This is a genomic window from Ruegeria sp. CDSA034 (genome assembly GCF_059612275.1).
The window spans coordinates 183,022-199,808 of the sequence record NZ_JBXWQH010000001.1 but is presented as its reverse complement, the minus strand read 5'-3'; the positions used below and the strand labels follow the sequence as shown (position 1 = coordinate 199,808).

Sequence of the window (16,787 nt, the reverse complement as noted above, 5' to 3'; positions counted from 1 at the left end):
GGAATGACTAAAGTTTCTACATCTGGATTTGCTGAATCTCTGGCTCTCGTCTCTGAGCGAGCAGCATCTGCTGTGATTTCGCAAGGCCGTTTGCGGTCATCTTCGGCGAGGAAGGCCTTGTCCCGAAGACTGTCTGTTGAACCCGGGGTGGGTGAATCATTTATCGCCGACCCTGTTTTCGAGGCTGCACGCGTCTGGCGCAGATCCAAAAATACGCTTGATGATCTGGCCGGGGGCTTTCTTGAGGAGGAACTGGTTAGCGCCCTTGATGAGGCTCCGACCAAAGGATGGCCGCGGCGCCCCAGTCAGACTTCACAGCATGTTGCACCCTATCATCATCAGGTTCTGGCTTGGCAGGCTGCTCGAGAGGGAAAGAGCTACATGGTGACCAGCGGCACAGGATCCGGGAAGACTGAGTGCTTCATGGTACCCATGCTCAATGACCTCCTGAAACAATCTGGGGGTCGCAAGGCCAATGGAATCCAGGCCATCGTGCTTTATCCGCTGAATGCTCTGATCGAGAGCCAGAAGGAACGACTTGGGGAATGGATGGCGCCTTTTTCAGGGCGGCTGAGTTACGCGCTCTACAATCGGCATATGAAGCAGGAACTACCGCGTCATCAATGGCCGGGTGGCGCGCAGGTCCCTGACCGTAAGCGTCTGAGAGAAGATCCAGCTTCGGTTCTCGTAACAAACACGACCATGTTGGAATACCTTCTTATGCGGGCGCAGGATCAACCGATTCTTGAAAAGTCGCAGGGCACGCTCAAGTGGATCGTTTTGGACGAGGCGCATAGCTATGTGGGAGCACAAGCCGCAGAAATGGCCTTGCTTTTGCGACGAGTTCGTCAGGCCTTCGGTGTAAAACCTGAGGATGTCCGCATCGCGGCAACCTCTGCAACGATCGGTGAGGGTGAAGATACTCGCGAGACTCTCAGGAAATTTGTTGCCGACCTTGGCGGTATTTCCAGTGATCAAGTTGAAATCATTGAAGGCGAGGAGGAACAGCCCGTTCTTCCACCTGCAGCTTCGGAGACTGTACTCGATCTTGAGGACATTCCTGAAAAAAAGGATCAACTGTGGTACAAACTGGCAGTGCTGCCTCAAGTTCAATCGGCGCGACAGAGGATGCGAGAAGGTGGATTGACGCTTTCCGAAGCGGCAAGAATTTTTGGCTTGGATTCCACGAGCTCGGAAGATCGCAAACGAACGACGAGGCTTCTTGAGGCGGCCGCACAAGCAGTTGACCCTGACAGCGGACTCCAGCTTGCACCCTGGAGGTTACACGTCTTTCACAGAGCTCAACCCGGTTATTGGGCGTGCATCGATGATAAATGCACGCATCAGGATCCGGAATTGTCTGCCGAGGGATCAGATTGGCCGTTCGGCCAGATTTGGACTGAGGAAAGGGAAACTTGTGATTGCGGAGCGCCTGTTTTCGAGGTGGCGGGATGCGGTGAGTGTGGGACGCCGTGGTTGAAAGCCAGTCGCTTTTTTCAAGGCCCTCACGAGTATCTGCGTCAGGCGCAGCGAACCGACGACGAGGATGAATATGTTCTCGAAGTAGAACCGGATGACACCGATGAGAGCGCTGTGAGCACTCCCTCGGATGAAGTGTTGATTGGCCCTGCGGATGGAGAAATGTTCCTTCGATTTGATCGTGCAGAAATTCTGTCCAGTGTTACGGATGGTCAGAAATGCGCGCCAATTCAGCTGATTGAGGCCATCAAGGATCGCAACTGCTGTGATCGAGCCCATCTTGCCAACATGGTTCCACAACGTTTCGGCGCACCATTCCTTATGGGTAATGCAATGCCTGCGCTTCTTCAGTCCTTGCCAATCAACAAAGAAGCGCCTGATGGACCGAGTGGCGGGCGCAGACTGCTATCCTTCACCGATAGCCGTCAAGGCACGGCGCGGTTTTCCGCGAAACTTCAGCAGGACGCCGAACGCTCCTTGACGCGTGCGGCCATCTATCATGCGGTCCAGGCGGCAGGTGGAGGAGACCCTGAAGCCGCAGAAAGCCTTCGTAAGCAAGTTCAGGCTTTGGAAACTGTGGTAGAGACCACGCCAAACCTCAAACCAACTTTGGACAAGCTTCGTTCCGACCTGTCGGCAGCTGAGTCCGGAGTTGGTCGAGTTTCATGGAGCGATATGAAATCGCTGCTCGCCAAAAACTTCGAGCTGTCAAAATTCGCAGGCGAGGTGTGGCGGGGCCGACCGAGAGGAGGGGACGAGCTGGCTGACGATCCTGTTCTCTTGGCAGAGCTTTTCCTGTTGCGGGAACTCTTTCGCAGACCTCGAATGCAGAATAATGCTGAGACACTGGGTCTCGCTCGCCTGGTGTTTTCTGGTTTGGACGAGCTGGCCGGTCTGCAGGTCCCAGCTCCTTTGAAAGAAGCAGGCCATGATGCACAGGCCTGGAGTGACCTCATGCACGCAGGGTTGGACATTGTGTTTCGTGCCAATCTTGCCATCGATTTGCCCACGGATCCCGTGGACATGCGCCACTGGATAACGCCTAAGAGTGCGCTTTCGGTTGTGTTGGAGGCGAACACCCCTCCAGACCATGTCGGCGAAAGAAAGAAAATTTCCCGCTTCCCGACAGCGAAATCGACGAGCAATCTTGTGCGCCTCATTTATCGGCTGATTGGCGGCTCGCCGGAGACTGAAATCGACCAAGAACGTTGTCAAACGGTTCTGAGTGCAATCTGGGCCAACCTGGAGCGATCAAGGACCATCAAGCGCAGCGAACCGTATGCATGGCGTTTGGATATTTCCAAGGCCGAAATAGTCGGGATGGAGAGAGCTTTTCGATGCCCTGTCACCCAGAGGATTTTGCCATTTGCTCCCGCTGGAATTTCGATGAATGCGATCGAAACCGAGCAAAGAGTCGACACCATTGATATGCCTTCGCTTCCAAAGGCATTTCCAACAGGGCCAAGTCGAGAAGATCGAAATCTCATCAGGGAATGGCTGAAGAGCGACGGAACTGTCAAAGCCCTAAGAGAAAGTGGTCTATGGACCGATTTGCACGACCGCGTTGCAGAATTCAGTCCCTTCCTTCGATCGCAGGAACATTCAGCGCAGATCGACCGGGGAAGTCTGCAGCGCTATGAAGAAAGCTTCAAGGCCGGGCAAATCAATATCCTGAACTGCTCGACAACCATGGAAATGGGCGTCGACATCCCAGACGTTGGAATGGTGGTAAATACAAATGTTCCGCCCGCGCCAGCGAATTACCGTCAACGGGTAGGCCGTGCAGGGCGCCGCGGTGAACCCTGGGCAATGGCATTTACTTTCTGTAAGGAATTGCCTCTTGATAGGATGATCTTCCGCAATCCGCCAAGTTTGCTACAAGCGGAAGTTCAAGCCCCTCAAGTGCAGATGGACAGCGGAACACTTGTTCAAAGGCACGTCAATGCCTTGCTTCTTGGCATTTACTTGCGCGAGCAAGGGGGGGTAAATGTTAAAACATCCATCGGATCCTTTTTTGGGGCGACAGATGATCCCACTGCTCCCTGGTTGTCCGGAAATCCTGCCGAAGGATTTCTCCTCGCTCTGCAGGGAGAATGGGTCGAGCAGGAGGCTCTCGCGGAAGCATTGGAAGTCTTGGTCATGGGAACGGCGTTGCAGGATGCATTCGGGTTGACGACACGAACGCTTCGAGCATTCGAAAGAATGCAAAGGCTCTGGCGTCAGGAATACGAACAGATTCTGACTGCGCAAACCGCCTATCCTGATACAGACGCGGCCCATCATTTCTACAGAAATCGTGCGAGAAGAATGCGCGAAGATTTCATGATGACGGAGCTGGCTCGCAGAGGTTTTACGCCAGCGTATGGCTTTCCTGTCGATGTGGTGACCTTCGATCATGTTGGTGCACACAAAGGTGAAGAAGGTCCTTCCCGACCTATGGATATTGCCATCCGAGATTATTCGCCTGGGGCCGAAGTTGTCATAGACGGTTTGGTTCATCGAAGCGATGGCATCCGCCCAAGCTGGGGCAATCGAAACGATCCAAGTGCGATCGAGGACCTTCGCACACTTTGGACATGTCGTGCCTGTAACGCGTTCGGCACATCGAGGATCACGCCTGAGGAATGCCCTTCCTGTGGTGAAATCATTTCGTCCGGCGAGCTTCTTCGTCCAGCGGGATTTCTCGGCACAAAGCAACCGCATAGCGCCTATGAAAAGCTCGATTATGTTCCCCCTGACGCTCCGAGAGTTTCAGCAGACAATGATCCTTGGGTATCTCTCCCAAACCCGGCGATTGGCCGACATAGAACAAGCCGGCAAGGGCGATTGCTTACAACAGCGTCAGGAAGCAACGGGTTTGGGTATGCTATCTGTATTGCCTGCGGAAGAGCGGAAGCAGAAGTGACAGGGGAAGACAATGCCCCACTTCCTCCAGGGTTAAAACACCATTTTCCTCTACAGAAGCTTAGGGAAAATCCAAGGCATGATGGTCGTTGCCCTGGAAATGATGAAGGTGCCAGGAAAATCCGGCGCCATGTCAAACTGGGAACCGAGAGCGAAACAGACGTATATGAACTTCAACTCGATTGTCTCTTAGCGACGGAGAACGGGCGATCTCACGCGTTGGCAATAGCAGCTGCATTGCGAGAAGCCGTTGCTACCCGTCTTGGTGTCGATGCGGAAAACATGGGTTTCGCTGTTGCTCCGAGCCAACGCAGCGACGGGTCACGGCGACACTCGCTCTTTCTTTTCGACAAGACGTCAGGTGGGTCGGGCTTTTCCGTTGCTGCCGCCCAGGACTTACCAGGACTGATCGAGCGCGCTACAAAGATTCTCGAATGCCCGGCAAGCTGTGCACACGGATGCCCTGAGTGCATTTTGCGCCGGGACACTCAGTTTGACCGAGAAAAGCTGGATCGACCCGGTGGCTACTCAATCCTGGAAGAGCATGTCCTGGCTCATTTGGCTCTGCCTGATGATCTCAAGATTTTCGGTGATGAAACTCACGCAATCACAGAACCCGTAGAAGATTACGTGAACCGCATGATCCTTGCAGATGATTTGAAAGAAATGACCTTGTTTCTTGGCGAACCTGTGGGTGAATGGGATCTGAGCGAGTGGGCAGGTAGCCGACTTCTGGCTAATGCAGCGCGCTCCGGCGTTTCCACAAATCTTGCTATTCCAAAGTCAGCCATATTGGAAATGGAGTTGTCACAAAAACTGGATCTCCTTCGGGTCCTGTCTCGTGGCGATTCCGGCCTGCATTTCCATGAAGACCTACCTGATCTGGGCTCAAGCTTGTTGTTGGCTCAACTACAGCTATCCGATCGTCATGTCGGCGTCGCCACATCCTCGCCCAGGGCCGCCAGAATAGGACCGGAGTGGGGTTCAGTGAGAGAAAGCCCAGCACTTTGTGGTGAAATCTCCGCCGTCCGCATTTCGCCACGCCTTTCTGCCGAAAAAGTCGCAATTCATGGAGAAGGAAACTCAATCCAAGAAAACATCATCCACCAATTTGACGGTCCTATTGGCCAATTTGGGACGGCGTTCTGGAGGGAGATCAAACGCCTTCGGCCACAGGCAATTCCTCCGGGAAGCAAGATTCTCAGCTTGGCCTATGAAGATCGGTATTTGAAGAACCCACTGACCCTCCGGTTGCTGTGGGAGGTCGTGCGAAAGGCGCCCGGTATGGATGCAAGCAGTGAAATTCAGATCATATCTGAGGTCAGCGATCCGTCATCATACTCGTACATGGCATTCCACAACAACTGGCCGGACCCGAGGATTCGCGCCGAAGTCATGAGAGAGTTGTTTCCTGGCGCCAAGATCGACCTCCGCCAGAGACACATGTGTCCTCATGCAAGATCGCTTCGTCTGGAATTCGAAGGCGGGAAGAAGCTGAAAGTTACTTTAGATCAGGGGTTTGGTGCATGGCGTGCAACTGGGCGGCGCAACGATTTTGATGGAGATACATCGGCTATACGCCAGGCCGCAGAGATTCAGAAAGTAGCGACGCAGATAGAAATCCAGGAGAAAGGAAAGTTTCCTTCCCCTTTGATCCTGAGTTGGTAGGACAGGCGGACGCGATCTGAAAGAGATTTAGCCATAAGTGATGGTTTGCCAAGCTATGGCTGTATGGGGTGCGATGAAAATCCACCTTCAAAAGAGGGGCCGCGAAAAGAAATCACTCTCTCACGATGGTGTTTTTTGATGTCCGACAAGACGAGCTAATTGAAAAGAACATGAAAGAACTACACGCAGCCATCCCCAGCTCCGACGCCATTCTTGCTCTCGAGCCTGAAGAACTGGCAGCAAAACTTTTGTTTCTGATGCGAAAACGCTTCGAAATACAGCCTGATCGACTCCAACCGACAAGTTTCATTACTGAGGTGATGACGGAACCAACTCCGGAAGAGGGAGGAGAGGGTTACCCACGGGACGATCGGGTTCAAATTGCCTACGCATTGACAGAGGCTTTCTCTTGGCTGGAAGCACAGGGGTTGCTGATCCCCTTCCCAGGCGAATATCGCGCGGAAGGTCGCATGCTAAGCCGGCGCGCACAGCGGATTGAAACGGAGGAAGATTTCCGACATTTCGAGGTGGCCCGGCGGCTGAACCGTGATCTTCTGCACCCGGCAATCTCCGAGAAGGTCTGGCTGGCATTCGTGCGCGGCGATTTCGCAGAGGGTGTCTTCACCTCGATGCGCGCGGTGGAGGTCGCTGTGCGCGAGGCAGGAGGCTTTGCGCAGAAACAGGTCGGCACAAAGCTCATGCAAGCTGCCTTTGGTCAGGCCGGTCCGCTCCGGGATTTCGAGGCCGATGCTGCGGAGGAGGACGGACTCATGCATCTCTTCATCGGTGCCATGGGCTCCTACAAAAATCCGCACTCGCACCGAAACGTCCCCATGGAGGATGCCGGCGAGGCAATCGAAATCGTCACTTTCGCCAGCCACCTTCTGCGCATCGTCGATGCCCGTCGACCGGCAGGGAGTAATTGATATGGACCATAAGGGAGATATCCATCGATGACGGGTGAAAAAATGTCGAGGACGAGCTCAGAGAAGAACTGCTTATCCACATTGATCTGATAAGGGCTCAGATTCGACATGACCATTTGTTTGTCACCGATGCACTCGTGGATGTCTCAGAGGAGACCAACCTTGATCTTTCGAGGCCTGAAGGCTGAAGCCTGAAAGCTTGGCCTTACTTCATAAAAGCATTGAAACGACGACTTGAGGGCCAGTAAAACCCTCAAGCCGATGATGCTCAATTGACCCTCCATGTAATGCGCCTTGTGATAGACACAGTTCGCCTGCTGGGTTTGCTCTCAATGAAATGCCCTTGGTAACAGGCGCGTATCCTTTTTCGTCGGGTTGGGTTTTTCCGTCTCGAACACTAAACCTCAATCAGGTCCTCAAGAAATTCGGATGGAGGATTACAGGCTGATATCCAAAGCCGCTCTCTTGCACGTGTTGCTGCCACGTAAAGAAGATGTCGTTCAGTGTCGAAAACCTCTTTTAACGACGGTTCGTCCGTTGCACCGAGTAACCGGTTCTCGCTTGGGATCACATCCGCATCACAAGCCATGACTGCGACCGCTCGAAATTCCCGGCCTTTCGCATCATGCATTGCCAGGATTGGGATTGCGGCGCCTTCCGGCAGAGCCAGATGGGCGCGATCGAATTGCTCCTCTGATCGAACAAGGATCGCCAAACTTTCGTGTTCAAACCCTTCGTGTAAACGTTCTTGAAGCCAAGAACCCAGTCTACCTGCTTCTTGTTCTGGAGTATCAAAAACATGGATTCCTGGGACAGGACCGTGAAACACGGATGTAATTCCAAGGCGTCGGTCTTCCTCGCCATCGGCTTCAATTAGGCGGATCGGCAGGAGTTGATCGGATTTCTCGCGTATCTGGTGAGAGGTCCGGTAATTGACCTTGAGGCTTCGGGACCGGCCCCGAATATCCACACCAGCGGACTTCCAGGGAAATGGCGATCGGAATATGCGCTGGCCGATGTCGCCGGCGAAGAACAGCCCGTTTGCGGTGTCGCCGGCCATTTTCGAAAGCAGAACGAGTTCCGGTGCCGAAATGTCCTGTGCCTCGTCAACGACGATATGGGAGAACGGGAAGTCCTGCCTCTCCCGCGCCAGGCGGTGCATGACGCTGGAGATGGTTTCTTTGCCGGCAACCTCGAGGGCAGACCGCACTCGCGAGAATATACGCCACAGCTCATCGCGACGAGACGCTGCCATGCGAACCTTGCGGCCAAGGCGTGGCAATTCCAGATAGGTCTTGGCGTCGTGCACATCCCATGCGTCGACAACCAACCGCCATTCATCTGAAAGGAATCCGGGATCGATCTGGCTGTTCTCGGAAGAGCGCGCGGTGTCAAGGAGAGTGGCAATTTCAATGTCGTCAGCAACGACCAGGTCTCCAAAACTCTCCCGCGCCAACCCTTCAGAAACTTCGCTCAGCGTTCCTACGGTGATCCGAGCAGCAAGATCTGGATGCCCTCTGGTCAGCCTGTCCAGTTTCTCCGAGAGCCCTTCGGCCAGCCCCGGTGAAAATGTCGTCAGGAGGATCCGGGCGTCGCTGGAGCCCGAAGCAAGCCGGATTGCCCGATGTAGCGCGACCACGGTCTTTCCGGTGCCGGCAGAGCCTATGATCCGGGCCGGACCGTTGAAATCCCTCTCCACAAATTCACGCTGAGCCGGGTGCAGGAAGACCGCCCAGTCGTCCCACGGGGCATCCAGGGCAGCTTCCAACTCTGCCTGATCGCCGATGAGCTTGAAACGTCGCCGCGCGTCTGGGTGCGCAAAACCGGTTTCCTTCACCATATCTATCCGAACCGTTGGGCGTTCGCCAACGGCGGCTGAAACCAGCGCCTCCGCCGCTTCATCCGGTAGGTGACCGGCGATGTCCAGAACAGTGTCTTCGGTTGCCTGGCGAACCGTCTCCAGCCATTCCTCGGGCACGCCCCAGCTCAAGAGGGTGTCGTCGGTTTCCGCCTTGAAAAGCCGGGGCTTCCGAACCGCCTCTTCGACATAGCGCTGGATGACAACTTCCTCGACGGTTTCCCGGACCTCGACAAACTGCATAGCGCCCGTCTTGGGGTGCTGGATCAGCCGTTGTCGGGTCGCCCAATCATAGGCATCATCATGATGGGCCACATAGGACAACAGCGTATTTCCGTCGCTCTTGTGAAGCACGATCCGGATATCCCGGTTCACCCTTGCGCTCCAGAAATTTGGATCCCGACAGCGGTCTATTCGGTGAATGGATAGACCTGAACTCTCCTGGTTGGTCTGAATGTCGAATACGGTGATCTTGACCTGGGACTGTTCCTGACCGGTCAACTTGCCGAGGGATTTGGTGAAACTGTTGGCGATGAGGACGGTCATTCTTCCAGCAGGTCCGATCTAAAGTGAACTCTGCCGTCATCGTCCATCATGAGTTCGCCCTCGCCTACGGTTTCTCCCTCGACTGAAACCCATTCGGAAACAGACTCATGAATACAAGAAATATCTGAAGGATTACGGATTACGTCGGTAATCTCCTCCCAACAAAACATATACCTTCCTCGAACTGTTCCCGAGAAAGGATCATAGAGCTCTGCTAAATACTCAATTCCTTCTTCTTCAATCGAGGGTTTTGAAATCTCAATAGAGGATCTTGATCTTGCCCATGCTGCCTCAAACGCAGCCCGAGTGGCTTCAGCCAAGGCATTGTTGACTTTTTCAACTTCCATGGCTCAAACCCCCAACACCTTCATCACCTCATCGCCAAGGTGGTTGATCACCTTCACCGCGATCCTACCTGACTTCGGCCGCGCAAAGGGTCGCGAGACGGTGCGTTTCAGGCTGTCCCAGGCCTCCTCGTCGATCTCCCCCTTCAGGGTTGTCCGAAGCGCCTTGTAGGGCACATCGGCGCCGGGGAAATAGGCTTGGCGGACGAAGAAGCTTTCGCCCGAATAATCCGTATCGATGAACCAACAGGCGATGTCTGCGGCCTCGGAGCTCACGACCTCACCACTCGATGGTTTGAAGATGTCAACGCCCAAGAGTTCCACCTGCAGCTTGTCGCCATCCTCCTGCAAGTCGATATCCGGCTCGCCGAAGACGACGAACAGGTTGCCGCCGCCGGCTTTCAGGTCGCCGGCCATGTGCAGATCCGCGTTCATCCGGGCATGCAGGATCGGGATGCGGCCGAGTTTGTGGAATTCTTGCGCCATGGCTTCGAAATTGAAGGCGCAGGCGATGACGATGTCGAAACCGGCGTCGGCGGCCTCGCGGGCGGTGTCGACCAGATCGGCGCGGCTGACGGTGCCGTATTCCGGGCCGATGAAGATGCCGGCGCGGCGCTCGGTCTCGCCCTCCATGTAACGCCCTTCGGCAGCGATCCAGTCGCCGGGCCAAGAGGTGAGCGTGTCGAACTTGATGGCGTCCTCTCGGCCCACCTGCTGCACACCTGCCTTGGCAAGGTTCTCCATGATCGCTTTGCGGTAATTCTCGGCTTCCTGCTCCTGCCCACCACGATTGCCGCGGGCGGCATCAGCCTCGTCTATCAGCTCGCCATTCTCGTCCACAGGCGACATGCGGTGGGGCGAGAGGCTTTCGACGGTGAAGGGCCCGGCAACGCGGACGCGCTTCTTGTCCTCATAGGGCTTGTCATAGAGGTATTCGAACCCCGCCTTGGCGGCGATAGAGGCGTCGATCTCTTTCTGCCGGGCGATACGGGCCTGCCAGAAGGTATTCAAGGCCTCTTTGGCCGAGGTGGGCCAAGCATCAGGGGCTTCGCGGGGGATTTCCCATTCCATGAAGCCGCCCGCCGGAGCCATCTCTCCGCTGGGGAGTTCTATTTCACCTGAGGCGGTGAAGTCGATTTCTGCGCCCTTGCGACCGCCGGTTTCAACCGTGAAAGGGGCAGGGTGATCGGAGAGAGTGGCGTTGAGCGTCGCGCGGGCTTCTTCCACGGCAGGCTGCAACTGCTCCCAGATCGTGTCGATCTCGGTGTTGTTGGCGATGCTCTTGAGTGTGATATGCGGAACGCGGTTGTAAACGAACCCATGGCGGATGTCATGATGTGTGCCGTGGGTCGAGGGCGCTTCGCGCTTCACTTCAGCTTCTTTCTTTTGCCCTTCAGGGCTGTCAGCCAGAAGATACCAGGGGTATTTCGCGCCCATTATCCGAGAGCGGGCGAGTGCAAGTGCCACGCGGGAGGTGTCGATGGTGATCCATCGGCGGCCCCATTGCTCTGCGACAGCCGCAGTGGTGCCGGAGCCGCAAGTGGGATCGAGCACCAAATCCCCTGGGTCGGTTGTCATCAAGAGACATCGTTCAATCGTTTTGGTCCCGGTCTGAACGACATACATTTTGTCGTCAGTGAAGCTTCCTGTTCCAGTGTCGTTCCAGAAGTTTGTGTAGCCGTAGACTGGGTTGTCATTGAAGTATCTGACATACCTTATCGTGGTTCCACCCTGTGTTACTCTGTTGCAAGCAAGTAACCTGCCGAAGCCAGTTTCACTCGTTTTCCAAAAACCTTTACCCGGAATATATGAGCGCCCTTCAAAATGAACCGGAAAGCTCGTTGTGGAACCTCCACTTTGGCTTCTAATGTCAGATGTTGCGAAAACTCGTCCGTCAAATTTGCCAGCTGCGATTTCGTCCTTTGAAAGCCTTCGGCGCTGTAGTTGTTCGTCCTCGATTTGAGTGTAAACAACCGCTCCTTCACCTCCCACTGTCTTTTCTCTATGAAGCCGACGATACTTAATTTGTTGCTTGTTTTTAGCAAACCAAACCAAAATATCGTAGGATGGCGGAAGCAGGTCGCTCGTTTGCCCTGTTGTTTTTGAGAAAGCAATTTCCGAGATAAAATTCTCTTCCCCAAACACCTCATCCATCAACGCCCGCACTCGATGGACGTTCTCGTCCCCGATCTGAACAAAGCAGCTGCCGCTTTCAGTCAGCAGTTCGCGCGCCACAACCAGACGGTCGCGCAGATAGCTCAGATAGGAATGGATGCCGTCGCGCCAGGTGTCGCGGAAGGCCTTCACCTGTTCGGGCTCGCGGGTCAGATGCTCTTTCTTGCCGTCCTTCACATCGCGCGAGGTGGTGGACCACTGGAAGTTCGAGTTGAATTTTATCCCGTAGGGCGGGTCGATATAGATTGCCTGCACCTGACCGCGCAGCCCTTCGCGTTCGGACAGTGACGACATCACCTGCAACCCGTCACCCAGGATCATCCGGTTCGACCATTTGCGGGAGTGGCGATAAAATTCAACCTCCGCCTCGCGGTCCTCGTCCGTCAAGCCGAAATGACCGAACAGATCGTCGGCCTTTTCCCGGCCCGCACGCAGATCGTCGATCAGCGCCTTGGGATGCACCTGTTCTTGCATGTAGATCGGCGGGGCGTCGACGGTGAGCTCTTCCTGATCGATATCCTTACCGCGCCAGATCAGTTGCGGATCAAGATCCCGGTTCCGCCGCTCGTAAGCCACCTTGATCGGAGCCTTGTCTTCCGCGTGCATGACACTTTCCAGCTCGGCCGTCGGAATGTTGGCGCGGGTTTCGTCATGGGTGATGGTGCCGATGGGTTTTTCTGTGGTGGTCATGCTGCGGCCTCCTTGGTGGCCAATTCGTCAAAGGCGGCGAGATATGCTTGCCGTGTTTTTTCCTGCCAGTCGATGAGCTCTTGCCAGGTAGATTGTTCCGAAACGCTGCCGGGTCGCTTTTTTCCCAACAGTGATTTTCCAGAGCCGAATGTTGCGTCCAGTTTTTGCTCGAGCCACTCGGCATGCGGGGCCAGTTGATTGGTCAGGACAGAGATATCCTCGCCATACCGGCCGCGGACAAACACGCCGCCCTCTTTCTGGCCGATCCAGATGCTGATCGTGACTTCGGGCATGGAGGTAGGGCTGCAGGAGAAATAGGTGAGGCGGGACACCACGTCTTCGACATTCGGGTGACGCTTGGCATAGGCCGACCAATAGGCGTGGCGCATGTTCCCAAGCTCGCTGTCTCCTTTGGCTTCGCGGCGTTTTGACGTCAGCTTGCGATCCCAATCATTGGGTTTTTCAACGACCTCGAAGATGGGCGCATGGGGGCTGTCGCCGATGCGGACGACGCGGGCGCGGACGGCGAAGAAAGAAAACCCATCGGCGGTGTGTTCATTCAGCCATCGAATGGCGGAGAGGTGAGGTTCGCGAAAGGTTGGAGCGATCCAGACCACGGATTGAGCTTCAAGACCGGCAAGGTAGGTCATGATCTGACCCAAGTGGGTGTGGTCAGTGGTCTCCAACTGGTTTTCGATCAGGACGACCGTGCCGTCCATCGGATTGCGCGCCAGAATATCGGCTGAGAAGGTTTCGACCGCGACTTCGGTTCCAGTGAGTTCGAGCGGAATGCCAATCGTCTCGGATAGGTGACCGATGTTATCCGCAAGCCATGGGGTGAATTCCAAGGCTTCGTGTTTCCAGGCCTCACGGAGCGGCATTTCCTGGAGCCTGCCGAAATGGATGTCGGTCATGCCGGCTCCTCTTGTTTCAGAAAGGATGCGATTGCCCTGTCCAGGTCTTCCCTGAAATCGTGGATCGAACGAAGCTCAGCAAAGCCCCAGCGCCCGAAGCGTTCAAGACGGTTCACGGCCGGAATCCATTTGTTGCGCATGGTTTCTGCCTTGAGCATGGCGTCATGGCCGCGGAACCCTTTGACCTCGATTACCAGGGTTGCAGGCTGGTCTTCCTGTGATTTCAGGCGGATCAGGAAGTCCGGCAAGTAGCGGCGCGCTTCGCCTTCCATGTTGTAGGGCACCTCGAACCCGAGGTTGTGGTTCTTGGTATAAGCGAGCACATCGGGATGTTCGTCGAGAATCTGGGCGAGTTTCGCCTCCCATTCAGAATCCGTGACGATCCAGTTGACGTGGCTTCTATCAGAGCGGGGTTTGTGGCGAGTGTCTTTAGACGTGGTGAAATTGACATCAGAGGTCGAACCCTCGGGCGCGAACGGATCAAGCGTTGCCCGGATGATGGCCTTCCCATCGGGCTGGTCAACAAGTGCTCCCATGAGGAGATCACAGACTTCGTCTGTCAGTTGCCGATAGAGCAGCTGCGCACGCTTGGTGCCATCCTTGCACACCAGCCGGTCTGACTTCAGCCATTGCAGAACGATCCGCTTGGCATGGGGGAACAGGTGGGTCTTGGGTTCTCCATTTGGATCCCGTAGTTTCGAAGAAACCCAGTAGTTTGCGATGTGGAAAGCGATGGTCGAAAGGCGCCGGTCATCGAGATACTCGAGATTGATCTCGTGGCGTGCGCCAATGATACCGGACATTTGGACTTTGGTGGCACTGACCGTCTCAGTCGTCAGGACATAGGGTTCCATCCTGGACAGATCGACATCAATCCGTTCCTTGGGAAAGTCCGCGCGATAGCCTTCGACGCGTGGAAAGGAAATCTCAAGGGTATCGCGTTCCGGTGAGACAGCGTGTACATGAACAATCGGGCGTGGTTGTTGTGGCGGAGCTGGTTTGCCCTGATCCGCGAAATTTAGCCCGTCGATCCCCATTATGTCGGCGTATTCGGTTCGGAAGAGCCCGGTTTCCGGGTCGATATCGTAGGACAGACGCCGCAGCGCCCGACCGATGACCTGTTCGCAGATAAGGCGGGATCCGAAGGCGCGCAATCCCATAATATGGGTGACGTTGTTGGCATCCCAGCCTTCCGTCAGCATCGATACAGACACAACGCAGCGTACCTGCTCGCCGAGGCGCCCCTTGCGCCCAACGGTGTTCATGACTTCGCGCAGGATTTCGGCCTCGGTGATTTCATCTGCCCCGGCGCCTCTTTTGGCGCGCTCCCGGCGAAATGCTTCGATCTCATCAGCATGCGCATCCCGAAAAGCCTTGTCGACCTCACCACCGCTTTCGAGCGCGGCCGAGTCGATCAGGATCGTTCGGGGTTTTTCCATCTTCTGGTCGTAGTCATCAAAATTCCGAAACAGGTCCAATGCGCCCTGTTCGACGATTTCCTCATCCTTTTCATTGGTGCGTATGTAGCCGGCGATGTAATCCCGCACCATTTCGGAATTGGTCGTGTTGTTGCAAACGACGATGAAGACCGGTGGAACACCAACCCCTTCCTGTTCCCAAAGCTGGAAGGTTTTTTCGTAGTGGCCATAGAGGGCATCCAGAGCAACCTTCAGCTCGATGGGAAGTTTCTGAGGATCTGGCTTGGTTTCGCCTTTCTGCTTCTTGGGCATTCGTTTGCCGATCGCGGGCCAAAGATTGCGATAGAGAACCTGTTTTCCGTCTGCCCGATTGTCCGCGATGGGCACCCGCGGCAGCTTAACGATACCGCATTCGATTGCATCCATGAGCGAAAAGTCACTCATGACCCACGGAAACAGCGTGCCTTCCGGCCAATTTGATCCCGACAGAAAAAAAGGTGTCGCAGAGAGGTCGTAGACTATTTTTACACCCTGCTGACGGTTCAGCGCCTCGATTCCTGATATCCAGAGCCGGGCAGCCTCCTTGTTGGCCTCCGCTTCTTTTCTCTCATCACCCGTGAATTTCAATTCTTCGGATACGGGGCGTTCGCGGTAACAATGATGGGCCTCGTCATTGATGACGACAACACTCTTCATCCCCATAAGGTCGCCCATGACGCGTTGAATCATCTGGCCTTCGGTTTCCGTGGTCACGAGTTCTGGCCCGTGCCCCTCAAGAGCGCGTCTGGTGCCCGTGGCAGCGTCAAACGTCTCGCGCAGCTTGAAAGCGTGATAATTCGTGATGACGATTTTGGCCCGGTGCAGGTCCGGAATTAGATCATGTGGCACAAGGTTGAGCCGGTTAAAATAGCTTTCAGGATCACTGGGTTGCAGCACCCGCAGGCGGTCTCGAATGGTGATGCCAGGAGCAACGATCAGAAATCCCTTGGAAAACCGCCTGCTGTTGGCCGCTCGAACTGCATTGAGAGCCTGCCATGCTATGAGCATTGCCATTACCGTGGTTTTGCCGGCGCCTGTGGCCAGCTTGAAGGCGATCCGGGTAAGGTCGGGTTTCGTTTCCGAGGGCTCGGCGCCGTCAGGTTGGACCGCAAAATTGTTGGCCGTGTTGATCCAGTTCAGAAACCGCTTTCCGCGCTTGCCCATTTGCGGCGCCACCTCGGCCAGCCAAATGGCAGCCTCCACCGCTTCAAGCTGGCAGAAAAAGGGCCGTATGGTTTGGCTGTCATCCTGCTGGATTGCGCGCCAGTGCTGGAGGAGGCGCTGGGTGATTGGTGTCACTTTCCATTGCGACGGATTAGGCAGACTTCGCCATGTATCCAATTCGGCTCGGAGATCATTTACGATCGGTGAGGGGTTGAACTCCGTTGCGTCAGTGGACAGTCCCTCTCCACCAAGATCCATGCTGGTCTGCATTCGGCTGGATGTTGACGACGCTCCCGGCAATGCCGTCCACAAGGCCGACTTTCTCCTGGCGGAGACTTCTCGGTCCGTGGGGTGCCCTTCGTCGTCGAGTTCCCAGTGCTTGTTCGGGAAAGAATATGGTGAATTTAGAATGGGTTGATCAAAAAAGCTCATAGCCGCAATCGCTGTTGATATTTTTATGACAACAAAGCAGGAGAGGCTGATAACTGCAAGTGAATCCAACTCGCACAACAGACAATTATTAAGAGAATTACCCGGCCAGCAATCTCGCCAAGGCTTAATGACCAAGTGCGGTAAGCGGAAGTACGTCGTAGCCGTGTTATTAAATGGAAGCACCATGGAAAGCGGACATTGAAACCAAGCACGCAAAATTTTTTCGCCGC

At 55.2% G+C, this 16,787-nt stretch carries 7 protein-coding genes; 2 read left to right on the top strand and 5 right to left on the bottom strand.

The features are described 5' to 3' along the window. The first annotated feature begins 3 nt into the window (after window positions 1-3). Together AC2FLJ_RS00940 and AC2FLJ_RS00935 are read left to right on the top strand one after the other, a co-directional pair. On the top strand, window positions 4-6,051 hold the full coding sequence (locus AC2FLJ_RS00940; protein ID WP_496704242.1) for a DEAD/DEAH box helicase: 6,048 nt from the start codon (window positions 4-6) through the stop codon (window positions 6,049-6,051). Between the two features lie 125 nt (window positions 6,052-6,176). Further along, window positions 6,177-6,977, top strand: coding sequence for a TIGR02391 family protein (locus tag AC2FLJ_RS00935; RefSeq protein ID WP_496704241.1), 801 nt, complete (start codon window positions 6,177-6,179; stop codon window positions 6,975-6,977). A 397-nt stretch (window positions 6,978-7,374) separates the two neighbouring features. Here AC2FLJ_RS00935 and AC2FLJ_RS00930 read toward each other — a convergent pair whose 3' ends face one another. The 5 genes from AC2FLJ_RS00930 to AC2FLJ_RS00910 are packed head-to-tail and all read right to left on the bottom strand — an operon-like array spanning window position 7,375 to window position 16,557. Further along, window positions 7,375-9,381 carry a 3'-5' exonuclease gene (locus AC2FLJ_RS00930; RefSeq protein ID WP_496704240.1) on the bottom strand — a complete coding sequence of 669 codons (2,007 nt, stop codon included), beginning with the start codon at window positions 9,379-9,381 and terminating at the stop codon, window positions 7,375-7,377. Beyond that, window positions 9,378-9,728 (bottom strand): hypothetical protein, encoded by a 351-nt coding sequence (locus AC2FLJ_RS00925; protein ID WP_496704239.1) that lies wholly within the window; start codon window positions 9,726-9,728, stop codon window positions 9,378-9,380. The genes AC2FLJ_RS00930 and AC2FLJ_RS00925 overlap by 4 nt, the downstream gene beginning before the upstream one ends. Before the next feature lie 3 nt (window positions 9,729-9,731). Beyond that, on the bottom strand, window positions 9,732-12,590 hold the full coding sequence (locus tag AC2FLJ_RS00920) for a site-specific DNA-methyltransferase (protein WP_496704238.1): 2,859 nt from the start codon (window positions 12,588-12,590) through the stop codon (window positions 9,732-9,734). Further along, window positions 12,587-13,504, bottom strand: coding sequence for a hypothetical protein (locus AC2FLJ_RS00915; protein WP_496704237.1), 918 nt, complete (start codon window positions 13,502-13,504; stop codon window positions 12,587-12,589). Before AC2FLJ_RS00915 ends, AC2FLJ_RS00920 begins: the two co-directional genes overlap by 4 nt. After that, the gene (locus tag AC2FLJ_RS00910) at window positions 13,501-16,557 is read right to left on the bottom strand and encodes a BPTD_3080 family restriction endonuclease (protein ID WP_496704236.1); all 3,057 of its coding nucleotides are present in this window, start codon (window positions 16,555-16,557) and stop codon (window positions 13,501-13,503) included. Before AC2FLJ_RS00910 ends, AC2FLJ_RS00915 begins: the two co-directional genes overlap by 4 nt. Window positions 16,558-16,787: the final 230 nt, after the last annotated feature.